Annotated in this window: 8 protein-coding genes; 4 read left to right on the top strand and 4 right to left on the bottom strand. The window is 51.9% G+C overall.

All coding sequences use genetic code 11. The annotated features are described in order from the left end of the window. Window positions 1–147 precede the first annotated feature (147 nt). Window positions 148–684: a hypothetical protein gene (locus tag ACR0MQ_RS22765; RefSeq protein ID WP_480611222.1), complete on the top strand. Its 537-nt coding sequence runs from the start codon at window positions 148–150 to the stop codon at window positions 682–684. 331 nt (window positions 685–1,015) lie between these two features. Here ACR0MQ_RS22765 and ACR0MQ_RS22760 read toward each other — a convergent pair whose 3' ends face one another. The 3 genes from ACR0MQ_RS22760 to ACR0MQ_RS22750 are packed head-to-tail and all read right to left on the bottom strand — an operon-like array spanning window position 1,016 to window position 5,832. Next, entirely contained in the window at window positions 1,016–2,140 is a 1,125-nt protein-coding gene (locus ACR0MQ_RS22760; RefSeq protein WP_170473703.1) for an ABC transporter permease, read from the bottom strand. After that, window positions 2,141–4,840, bottom strand: a complete 2,700-nt coding sequence (gene rbbA, locus ACR0MQ_RS22755) for a ribosome-associated ATPase/putative transporter RbbA (protein WP_480611219.1) — start codon at window positions 4,838–4,840, stop codon at window positions 2,141–2,143. It abuts the gene before it with no gap. Further along, the gene (locus tag ACR0MQ_RS22750) at window positions 4,837–5,832 is read right to left on the bottom strand and encodes an HlyD family secretion protein (protein WP_480611216.1); all 996 of its coding nucleotides are present in this window, start codon (window positions 5,830–5,832) and stop codon (window positions 4,837–4,839) included. The genes rbbA and ACR0MQ_RS22750 overlap by 4 nt, the downstream gene beginning before the upstream one ends. 365 nt (window positions 5,833–6,197) lie before the next feature. Here ACR0MQ_RS22750 and ACR0MQ_RS22745 point away from each other — a divergent pair, with 365 nt between their 5' ends. Together ACR0MQ_RS22745 and ACR0MQ_RS22740 are read left to right on the top strand one after the other, a co-directional pair. Next, window positions 6,198–7,178 (top strand): nuclear transport factor 2 family protein, encoded by a 981-nt coding sequence (locus ACR0MQ_RS22745; RefSeq protein ID WP_170473712.1) that lies wholly within the window; start codon window positions 6,198–6,200, stop codon window positions 7,176–7,178. A 143-nt stretch (window positions 7,179–7,321) separates the two neighbouring features. Further along, complete coding sequence (locus ACR0MQ_RS22740) at window positions 7,322–8,275, top strand: ornithine cyclodeaminase family protein (RefSeq protein ID WP_170473716.1); 954 nt, start codon at window positions 7,322–7,324, stop codon at window positions 8,273–8,275. 372 nt (window positions 8,276–8,647) lie between these two features. Here ACR0MQ_RS22740 and ACR0MQ_RS22735 read toward each other — a convergent pair whose 3' ends face one another. Then, window positions 8,648–10,372 carry an adenylate/guanylate cyclase domain-containing protein gene (locus ACR0MQ_RS22735; protein ID WP_480611213.1) on the bottom strand — a complete coding sequence of 575 codons (1,725 nt, stop codon included), beginning with the start codon at window positions 10,370–10,372 and terminating at the stop codon, window positions 8,648–8,650. 230 nt (window positions 10,373–10,602) lie between these two features. Between ACR0MQ_RS22735 and ACR0MQ_RS22730 the strand changes: the two genes are divergently transcribed. Beyond that, window positions 10,603–11,382 (top strand): sulfotransferase domain-containing protein, encoded by a 780-nt coding sequence (locus ACR0MQ_RS22730; RefSeq protein ID WP_480611210.1) that lies wholly within the window; start codon window positions 10,603–10,605, stop codon window positions 11,380–11,382. Window positions 11,383–11,452 lie beyond the last annotated feature (70 nt).

The raw sequence follows: 11,452 nt of genomic DNA, 5'->3' as shown, positions 1-11,452 counted from the left end.
CGATCAGAGCCATGACAGCTTACAGCTACTTCGGAAACTCTGAGCCACCGGCCGGATTTGTCGTCGCCCTTCTTGGTGAAGACAGGTCCGAATTTCTGATTTTTAACGAAGGCTCGGCAAACTGGCTGGAATACGGGGACTACAGGTATGAACAATGCAACTGAAGCCATCTTCCAACCGGCTTCCCAATTGGCAAGCTACTTGAAACGTTTGGTATCTGCGATCCTGCTGGGTTCGGGCCTGGTTTGGACCTCACCAGTTGTCGCGGCTGACGTTTCGCGACTTCCAACCGGTTTGCGAGCAAAGGTTGATCTGGCGGCGCAGGCATGCGCGTCGTTCAACGACGGTCAGTTTGACTTAGATTGGGGTGCGGTTGAAAGGGTCGATCTCGACGGAGATCTACAACGCGACTGGGTTTTGAATGAGTCTGGTTTTGCGTGTTCGAGCGCCGCATCTCTTTACTGCGGAACTGGCGGATGTATGTCGCACTTTTTGATTGAAGAGGAGGTTCAATCCTTGCTCAACCAGGGCTGGACGGTTGTTGATTTTGGGCGTCAACGCGTTGTTGTTGCGGATATTCATGGATCCAATTGCGACGGAATAAACCCAACGCCTTGCGTCACCGCCAGTGTTTGGGATGCGGACGCTAAGACGTGGCGCTCATCTGCTGGCGATTGGGAATAAGTTGCATTTGAAAATTGCAGATAAGCCACAGGAGCTGGTTTGTTCGATGGGTTCTCTGTGGCACGCAAACTTATGGGCAAATCGTGCAAAGTTATGCGCAAATACCGCGCAGTGTTATGCGCAAACCTACAGTTTGCGACTATAGCCCTTGAAAACCTCGATTGCATCGCAATCCAGCCGTCGGCGCGTATAGTGTGAACACGACTAGAGATATTGAAGCTAACGCTCAGACAGACGCTGATGCCCTGACTTCTGCCCAGCAGATTTCTAAACAGACTTCAGAGGCAGATCAGCTAGCGCTCCAATCTGTCACAGCCAACAGATTAAAGCGCTAGCTGATCTGCGCAAGAGAACGCCGAAAAAGCCGTAGGCTCATTAGTAACAAAGCAACTCCTAAAAACGTCATCCAAACGAATTCCGGCCAGACAGTCTCAATACCAGCGCCTTTAAAAACAATGGCCTGACTTGCTGACATGTAATGGCGTGACGGCAGAACCAAAGTGCCTGCCTGCAACCACGCCGGCTGTCCTTCAATTGGGGTCTCTCCACCTGACAGCATTAGCATTGGCAGCACAATCAACATGACCAGAAGCGCGAACTGCGCCATAGAGCGTGCAATGGTTGCCAGAAACACCCCAAGCGCCGTCGCAGTAAAAAGAAACAACGCCGTGCCAACCAAAAATAACATCTTGGATCCAGCGATACTGACGCCCAAAGAAGCCTGCATCACAAAGGTTAGTGAAAGACCAGCGGCGACCAAAACCACTGCTGCATTCGCCCAAATTTTGGCAATAGCAATGTCAAAAGGAGCAAGCGGCATGGCAAGGAGATGTTCAATAGTCCCGTGCTCTCGTTCTCTGATCATCGCAGCTCCGGTCAATATAGTTGTGAGCCACATGATCTGGCCGATCAAAGCAACGATACCAGCAAAACGTACAGTATCTCTATTTGGGTTGAAGGCGCTTCTTAGAATGACACTGATTGAGGGAGCATCTACTAGATCGATACCAATTGCATAGCGATGTATTTCAGCGTTCAAGATACTGGTGATGTAGTTTGCACCAATACCGGCCTGTTCCATTGCGGTTGCGTCAATAAGAACTTGAATCTCCGGACTGCGCCCTGCGCGCAGATCCTTTTCGAATCCGGGGGGCACAGCCACAACGAAAATAAAGCGCCCAGCATCCATGTACGCAGGTCCTTTTCCGGGTTCGATTTGGACGACAGGCTGGAACTCTGGTGGGAAAAATGCTGTAGCAAGTGCTCGAGATAGTGGCGAGTCGTCTTCATCCGCAAACGCTATCGAGGCGTTGTGTACAGAACTTGCCACTCCCGTTGCTTCCATGATCGGGGCCAGCGTGAATGACCAAACCAACAATGCCATCATCACCCAATCACGGCGCAGGCTCATCACTTCCTTCAAACCTAGCCAGAATATGCAGTAGAAGCGCTGCATTCACTTCTCCTGCGCCCGAAGACATAGGGCTGCGATCAGTGTCAGAACTGGTCCGAAGCAGGCGAGGGCCAGAATGTCTGGCGCAAGGGCCTCCCAACCCAAACCTTTAGTGAAGGCACCAACGTTTAGGTGTAGGAAATATGAGGAAGGCCAAAGAGAGCCCACCACTTGTGCGCCTCCTTCGAGCGTCGAAACAGGTTGCAACAGACCTGAGAACTGGATTGTTGGGACAACTGAGGCGATGGCAGTTGCAAATGTTGCGGCCACCTGACTGGATGTCATTGTAGCGATCAACAGCCCGTAGGATGTCGTTGCCCAGACGTAAAGAAGGGCACCAACAGCTAAAGGGAAAGGATTTCCTTTTAACGGCACCCCGAAAAGAAAAACGGTCATTCCGGCCAAAAGCAGAAAATTTGCGTAGGCGATCAAAATGTACGGAATTTGTTTGCCGACTAGAAATTCAAGCCGCTTGGTTGGTGTCACGTAGAAATTGACAACTGACCCCAGCTCTCGTTCCCTTGCTACGCTTACGGCAGTCAAAACAGCTGGCAACATAATCAGTAAGATAGCAGGCATTGCCGGAGCCATCGCGGCGATGCTTTCAAAGCTCTGATTGTAGCGAAACCGGGGTTCGATCCTGGCGATATCTATCTGGCTTTTGCCATTGTTAAGGGCATATTCCGCGAGAAATGATTGGTGCAATCCGGAAACATAACCTTCAACTGTCTCACCTTTAAATGGGATAGCGCCGTCTACAGTTGCTAGTATCTGGGTCGGTTCACCCGTACTCATCTTTCGGTCAAAGTCAGGTGGCAACTCAACAACCAGAGAGACCTCACCTGCCACTAGACGGTCGCGCCCTTCGCTTGCGCTTTGCAGCGGCGATGTGGCTTTAAAGTAGGACGATCCGGCGTATTCAGCCGAATAAGCACGACTCTCCGGCCCCTGAGAAAGGTCAAGTACCGCGAATTCAAGCTCATCGATATCCAGCGTAATTCCAAAGCAAAAAACTAACATTAGGATAGCAGAACCCAGAAACGCGAAAGCCAAACGCACCGGGTCGCGAGCTACTTCAACGGTTTCGCGCCGCGCATATGCCAATATACGAGAAAACGCTCCTCCCCCGGCGTGGGATTTGGTCCTAAAACCCACTTCTGGCGCGACAACAGAGACTGGTTTTTCTGCTGCTTCCAATATCGAAATGAAGGCGTCTTCAAGGTTTTCCACCCCTTCAACAGCGATCAGGTCAGCCGGAGTACCTTCGGCTAGAACTCTACCAGCATGCATAAAAGAAACGCGATCACAGCGTTCCGCCTCACCCATGAAATGAGTGGACACAAAGATCGTTACCGACTCATTTCGCGACAGCTCAATCAACAAGTCCCAGAAGGAATCGCGTGCCTCTGGATCCACACCGGATGTTGGTTCGTCGAGTATTAGCACCCGCGGACGGTGGATCACTGCTACGGCTAGCGACAGTCGCTGTTTGATCCCTAGGGGCAGTGCCGTCGCCAACGTATGCCGGTGCTCCTCGAGCCCAAAGCGCTCAGTGAGTTCCGAAACACGTTGTTCTCGGTCGGCAATTGCAAATATCCGCGCATGCAATTGTAGGTTCTGATGGACCGACAACTCGCCATACAAGGAAAAGGCCTGGCTCATGTAGCCTATTTCACGCCTCATTTTTCGATCATATGCATCGACAGGGTTGTCAAACAGCAGTGCTTCACCTGAGCTGGAAGGTAACAAGCCAGTCAACATCTTCATTGTCGTGGACTTGCCGCAACCGTTTGATCCTAGAAACCCGAATATCTCTCCGCGATTGATTGTGAAGTCGACGTTGTCCACAGCAGTGAAATCACCAAAGCGTCGTGTCAGTCCACGCGCAACTATCACTGGGCTTGCTTCGATCTGCCCATTCGTTTTGTTTTTCCCCGCCGGTTCGATAGGCAACTCCCGTGCTCTCAGACGCCGATATGCAATTTCGAGGTCGACATCACTCCCTTTCAGTTCGGCGGGCTTCCCATGAAAGATGACTTGACCCGCGTCTATCGCGACAATCCGGTCAAAATCGTCGGCTTCTTCCATGTACGCCGTTGAAACCAATACCGACAGTTCAGGGCTTTTTGCTCGGATTGCATCAATCAAAGCCCAAAACTGCCGACGCGACAACGGATCGACCCCGGTCGTTGGCTCATCCAAAACCAAAAGTTTGGGGTCATGGATTAACGCACAGCAAAGACCTAGTTTTTGCTTCATCCCACCCGAGAGCTTGCCCATCAGACGGTCTTCAAACTGCGCAAGCCCTGTCGCAGCCAATAGCGCTGCGATACGGTCATCCCGCTCTGAATGCCCTTGAGCAAAGAGCCCTGAGAAGAACTCGAGGTTCTCGCGTACAGATAGCTCCGGATACAGGTTTCGACCCAGCCCTTGCGGCATGAAAGCGATGGCTGGGCAAATCCTGTGTCGATGGCCAGAATTGCCAATCGGGCCGCCTAAAACGTCGATATTGCCGGATTGCAGTTTCTTTGCGCCGGTGATCAAACCAAGCAGTGTAGACTTTCCCACCCCATCCGGCCCGATAAAGCCAACAAGCTGGCCGCCTGGCAGTTCCAACGAAACAGAATCCAATGCAACATGCTTGCGATAACGGTGCGTAACACCTGAAATGTGAATATCGCAGGCGTCATCCTCTACTCTCATTCGAACAGCTCTTCTGGGATGCGTTGTTCAAGCGCCTCAGGCCATGCAGCGACTGGGTTCAGCCGGATCACCGCGACACCGCGCAGACCGGTTTTGACGTGCTCAATCCGACTTTCAACCAAGTCTATTGGGATACGGACGCGAACGCGAAAAACCAGTTGCTCTCGCTCATCCAGGGTCTCGACCTGTTTGGGGGTGAATTGTGCCTCGGGAGAAACAAAGCTCACGTATGCAGGTATCGCATATTCCGGCAAAGCGTCGAGCACGATGCGAGCCTCAGCTCCAATGGGCAAAAGTCCGGCTTCACGCGCCGGAAGAAAAACTTCCATGTAAACATTTTCAAGGCCAAGCATAGTCAGGATTGGTTCGCCCGCGCCAACCACCTCTCCGGGTTCTGCAAGCCGGTAAAGCACGCGTCCTGGCAAAGGTGCCACTAGAGCGCTGTCTTCAATCTGTGCCTCAATCCTGCGCACTTCCGCCTCAGCGGCAGCAATACGGCTTTCTGCGGTTGCAACTCGGGCTTTGGCGGCGCCCAATACTGCTGTAGCAACCTTATGAGTGGTATCGCGATCTTCAAAAATAGTTTTGGAGATATTTTGTCCTGCCAGCAACGCCGTGGCACGATCAAGCTCTTGCTCAGCCCTGCGCTGTTCGCTTTCGCGTTGCACAACGAGCGCTTCTGCTTCGGCCTTTGTTTGATTTGCCAATGCTACTTCGGCTTTAGCCCGGTCCAGGGCGGCAGATAGCTCCTCTATGTCCATTTCGGCCAGGATTTGACCGGCTGCAACCATACTGCCCTCTGTTGCCGTTACCGTCGCAACCCGACCTGCATTAGTTGGTGCTATTTCGACTTGTTCCGCTTCAACCCGCCCGTTTCCTTTCGCAAATCCGACCGGTAATTCATTGTCATCCTCGGCAACAACGACATACAGCAACGCACCAGCAATTACTAAACCAGCCAAAATAAGAAAAACCGATAGGTTTTTGGTCATAGCGTTTCACCTGAAACAGGGTTTCTGGCGCAGAGTTTAGTGTCTCAAAAGACTCAAAGCCTTGTTTTGGATCAAAACCGATCCGGGCACCTCAGTTCCAAGCAACTGTTTGTATGAACACTGGTTTGGGTGTTGCAGGCTCTTTCGCGGTGGGTTGGAAGAAGTAGACGTGAAGCGCTTTTGTTATCAGTTTGGTATTGAAACGGGTTGTCTTTATGGCCGCCCCGGCTTGGCCTACACTGACAGGACCTCAGAAATCGAGATTTCGAGAAAGGTTCTGCCATGATACGCTTCTATAGAAACTGGACGTGCGAAGGTCATGTTTTTCGAGGTAGTTTTCTGGCTATCGACGCGACGGTTTTGGCATGAGAGATACGATCAGCCCCTCTTCGGAACTCGCCGCTATAGTGGCACGATGGATCAACGCCTACGGTCGGGGCGATGGAGAGACGGTGGCACATCTATTTTCTGACGACGCTGCCCTGTCATACTTTGGCTCAGCACACGGCGAGGCTTGGAAAGGCGATGCGCTGCGTCGCGGTATGGAGCAATACATCGGTGAGGTTCCACGGTTCAAGTGGCACCCAAAAGACCTGAGAGGATTTGAATGCGGATCACTCGGTTGGGTCGAATGGGAAGCAAGCATTGAGGGTATTGAAACAGGACAGATCGCGCACCTACGTTCTACGGTCATTCTGAAACTCGACAAAGGATCCTGGAAGATTGTGCACGTTCACAATTCCCTACCGGTCAACAACGTAGAGGGATTTGGGTATGAGGCCCGAGGCTTTGAGGAACTGCTTGATGCCGCCCTCTCTACACCCCACGAACTCGGCCAAAGTGGTATAGCGACCATCATGTTCACCGATATCGCGGACAGCACAAAAATCGCTGAGGCTATAGGCGATACGCTTTGGAGCGACGCCCTCGGAAGACATCTGCGACTTGTTGAAACGCAGATCGTCGGGAGTGGTGGACGTACGGTGAAATCACTGGGAGACGGGGTGATGTCGTCTTTTGCTTCCGCAAGGGCAGCATTGCTGGCAGCTCAAAATATTCAACAGGCGAACGCGGCGGAAACAAACGAGCCAAAGTTGCGGGTTCGCATCGGCTTGCATACCGGCGAAGTGATAACTTCTGATGCTGATCACTTCGGGACTGTTGTCAACAAAGCAGCACGTATAGCCGCCCTGGCAGCACCAAGTGACATCCGCGTCTCGGATGCCACACGGATCATGGTGGGCGGATCACAGGAGTTTCAGTTTGCCGAGCAAATGACTGTTCCGCTTAAAGGTCTCGAAGGAGAGCATACAATTTTCAAACTCAACTGGCTTGAGACAACTTGAGACCGTAAGCATGAAAACAGAAATCCCAATGCAACTAATAATGTACTCGAGTGAAGTCCCAATCTAGACACCCAAAGCTTATGTTAACACGCAATTTAATAGCCTAATCGGGAAGCCGGGTTGAAAAGCGGAGCGGCGCCAACATGACTTCTGAAAGCAAAATAACTTATCTTTCTGACAAAGACTTGGAAGGTTTAGGTATCCAACCTTCGGAAGTTGCCGACGCGATTGAATCTGCGCTGATAGCCAAGGCAAGTAAGCAGCTTCATACGTCCCCCAAGACAGCCATTTTGCCCGGGGATGGACGGTACGCAATGTCGACCTTGGCAGTAGGAGATGATGGGTTCATCGTGACCAAACAGGTAACGGTGTGTCCGAACAATCCGGCAAAGGGGCTCCCTGCGATTAACGGCGCTATCATGGTAATGGACGGGCAAACCGGGGTTCTCCGGGCAGTCTTAGGGGCAAATTGGGTAACGGCTGTTAGAACAGCGGCACTGTCAGTCGTCGCCGCGCGTCGACTTGCTGATCCAAATGCTGAGGCAGTGGCTTTTGTTGGGGCCGGCGTGCAAGCTCACTCCCATTTGGTTGCGTTTTCCGAGGTTTTCCCCTTGAAAAGCATTCGTGTGTTCGGACGTGGCAAAGCGAATGTCGACAAGCTTTGTCGTCGGGCTCGGGACATGGACCTCGACGCCCAAACAGCCACCAGTGCCAAGGACGCCTTGCGTGATGCCGATCTGGTAGTGACATCAATAACTTTGGACTATTCCATCGAACCTTTTCTGGATGCCCGATGGCTAAAGCCGACTGCCTTCGCCGCCATTACGGATGCCTGCATTCCGTGGCTTCCAGAGGGTATGACCGCTTTCAAAACTGTTATTGTTGACGACCGAAAACAGGAATCTGAAAGCGATAAACCAATGCTGCCATATCAGCGAGTAACAGGGGACTTGACGGAAATTGTCTCGGGAGCAGTCGATACCACTTTGAGCGAGAAACCGGCTGCATTCGCTTTCAGAGGGATTTCTTTGGGAGATTACGCAACAGCGGTACTCGCAGTTCGTCGGGCCGCCGAGGTACGAGCTCGGCAAAAGTAGGATTCTTTCGGCTTTGGGCTCAACGCTGCCATTTTCTGCGATGAGCATGATTGACCGCTCGCAGCCCCGAACGGTCTTTCAAAGCTGGAAATTAAAACCTCAGCTACCGTGGCTCGCTCCGACCGATTTTATGCTAAAGTAAGCAGGCACCAATTGGAGATTGTTAGCTCGGAGCAACGGAGATGGAACGCAAATTTGCGGCCATTCTGGCCACCGATAAAGGGACCCAAATGGCCAGCACCTTTCAGAACCTTTAGTTCAACAAGCTTGCCTTGTTCGCAGACCAAATTGGGCATTCTTCCAGCGGCAAAAAATATGTTTCCACATGTTGCATGCTTGCTATGACTTGCCGCTGGTCTACAACTGGTGTCGTCAATCAGGAATGCCTGCGGCTGCCAGCATTTTATAGTAGGCGTCATAGATTTCTGGTTTTGCGACAGAGATACGAGCGCGCATATGCCGGAACATTGAAACGCTAAAATCGGGTTCCCGCGACATGTGAATACGTGCGAGTTCTCTAGCTCGGCTCTCATTGCCGAGAGCCATTTCCGCCACAAGTTCGTTCAGGCGAAAGACAGTCACAGTATTATGAAATGCACGCATTTTTTGGGCGGTTTCTCTTAGATCGCGCCAGTTCCCTTCCGCGATTTGCGACAGGCTGATACCCATGTGGACACGGTAGTTTAGTGGGTCATTCGGGTTAAGTCGGAGCGCCTCCCTGGCATGTGCCTGTGCCGTTTGTGCTTGGCCCATCAGGCCATGCAGCACGCAACTGGATCCCCAGGCTGAAACGCAATTTGGGCTTCTCTCGACGACTTGATCCACAAGTGACAAACCATACTCTGTATCCTCCGACAGAAACGCGAGTACGTAACCGGCATATGCTTGCGCCTCTAGGTCAAGATGTGATGCCGCCAGAGCCTCATGTGCCAGCTGAATTGCGCAATCAAATCGGGCCTCGTTTGGACGCGTATCCGGGTTCCATAGCAAAGTGCGGATCCAGCCTCGAAGAGCGCTTGCCAATGGGTACTCACTTGAGAGTGAAAGAGCTTTTGACAAATGGTCGTCTGCTTCAGTGAAATTGAACCTGTAGATCAAGGACTGCGCACGTAGGAAGTGATCATAGGCTCCAAGGGTGTCAGGGCGCTTGTGAGCAGCACGGTCTATTTCAGCTTGTCGGATACCTGGCGCAATCGAAGCAACGACAGCCTCGGTAATCTGGTCCTGAAGCTCAAAAACATCATCGAGCTTGCCATCGTATCGATCCGCCCAAACATGAGACCCGGTTTCCGCATCAATCAGCTGACCCGTGACACGCAACCGGTCACCAGCGCCGCGAACGGACCCTTCCAATATATAGCGGACACCAAGCTCTCGGCCGATACGACGCACATCAACCGAAAGCCCTTTGTAAGAAAAAGAGGAGTTTCGGGCGACCACGAATATCCAGGGCACTCTGGACAAGCTGGTGATTATATCTTCGGCTATACCTTCTGCAAAGTAATCCTTTTCAGCGTCAGGCGACAGATTGTCAAACGCCAATACGGCCACCGAAGGCTTGTCTGGGCGAGATTGAATTATCGGGGATTCAGTAGCAAATGCTGTTTGTACCGAGTAAGCAGTTACAGGGCGTGTGATATTCTTCAGATATTGCGGCCCCAATTCGGTGAACGATACATCCACCTTACCCACAAGGTCTTCGTAAACCCGACCTGAAACGATGATCCCTCCGGGAGGAGCAAGACTTTCCAGCCGGGCCGCGATGTTGACGCCGTCACCAAGAACATCACCGTCGTCATCAAAAACATCGCCCGCGTGAATTCCCATACGGAATTGCATTTCCGGACTTTGCCCGCGCGCCCCGTTCCGCTCAGCCATCTGACGTTGCATCGTTTCCGCACATGCCAGCGCATCTACAACCGAGGAAAACTCTGCAAGAAAACCGTCACCGGTTCTTTTGAATAGGCGTCCGCCATTCAGGCCGACATGCGGCTCCAGCGCCCTAAAGTGGCCCCTATATGTGTGCAATGCGGCTTCCTCGTTAGCACTGACAAGCGCGCTATAGCCAACAACATCAGCCACGAGTATGGCAGCCAAGTACCGCTCCAAACAAAATCCTCCCGCGTATCCATTGTGAAGGAGTGTCAAAGGGATATTAGGGGTTTCGCGCATAAATCGCGATCAATATTCAATGAACATCAGTGACCGAATAACGACACGCAAGCTTTTTGCTTTTGGGTAAATTAGGCAGAAGCGGACCTCGAAAAACCGAACTTTGTAATTTCGACTTTACACCGCAGCACAGGCACTGGAGCAAGGTGCCGCGTATGACTGCCTTGAGGGCAAAACGAGCTTCTAGCCGCGAATGCAAGGTTTTCGCTTGGCACTTTGAAAGGCCTTCCTACTCGGGTGCCATCAAAATTCTAGGTTCAGCGCCGCATGCTTGCTATCGTTTCATTAAGGGTCCATTGGCGGAAATCAGAATGACGATACGGGCGTCTTCAAGGAAGGCATTCGAGTACAGAACACGTCTCACCGACAATCGGATTTGGGACATGTTCGCGCTGCGCCAAGGAGATGTGATTGTTGCAACACCGCCAAAGTGCGGAACAACATGGACGCAAGCCCTTGTGCTGTCGCTCTTGTTTGAAAAGCCAGGTATGGACAAGGTCATGGATGACCTGTCGGTTTGGCTCGACCCTGCGTTTCGAGATCAACTCCCCATAGCTCGAATGTTCGAAGCTCAAAGCCACAGAAGATGCATCAAGACCCATACGCCTTTTGACGGCATTCCTTTCGGTCCAGATTGCACCTACATCGCGGTGTTCAGACACCCAATCGACGCACATTTTTCGATGCGCCGACATGTGGCAAACCTGAAGGAAGACCTGATCCAAGACAGGTTCCCGGATGAGCCGACAGCTTCATTCGCCCTTTTTCTTGGTGAGACCGTTCGAGAGGAGATGGCCGATGGGATCACCCTTGAGGCCATCGTTCATCACTTCAAGTCCTTCAAGTCAAACATCCAACATCCCAACATACACATTTTCCATTACGCCGATATGCGGCGCGATTTGCTCTCTCATACTAGGCTCCAGACTCATTGATTTACAGCCAGAACAGCACGGTAGCTGCTAGAGCGATAGCCGAGAGGAATACCTTTGGGCATCTGTCATA

The organism is Ruegeria sp. AN6 (assembly GCF_056540425.1).
The sequence above is the reverse complement of the archived record's forward strand: the minus strand, read 5'-3'. Positions and strand labels throughout refer to the sequence as shown.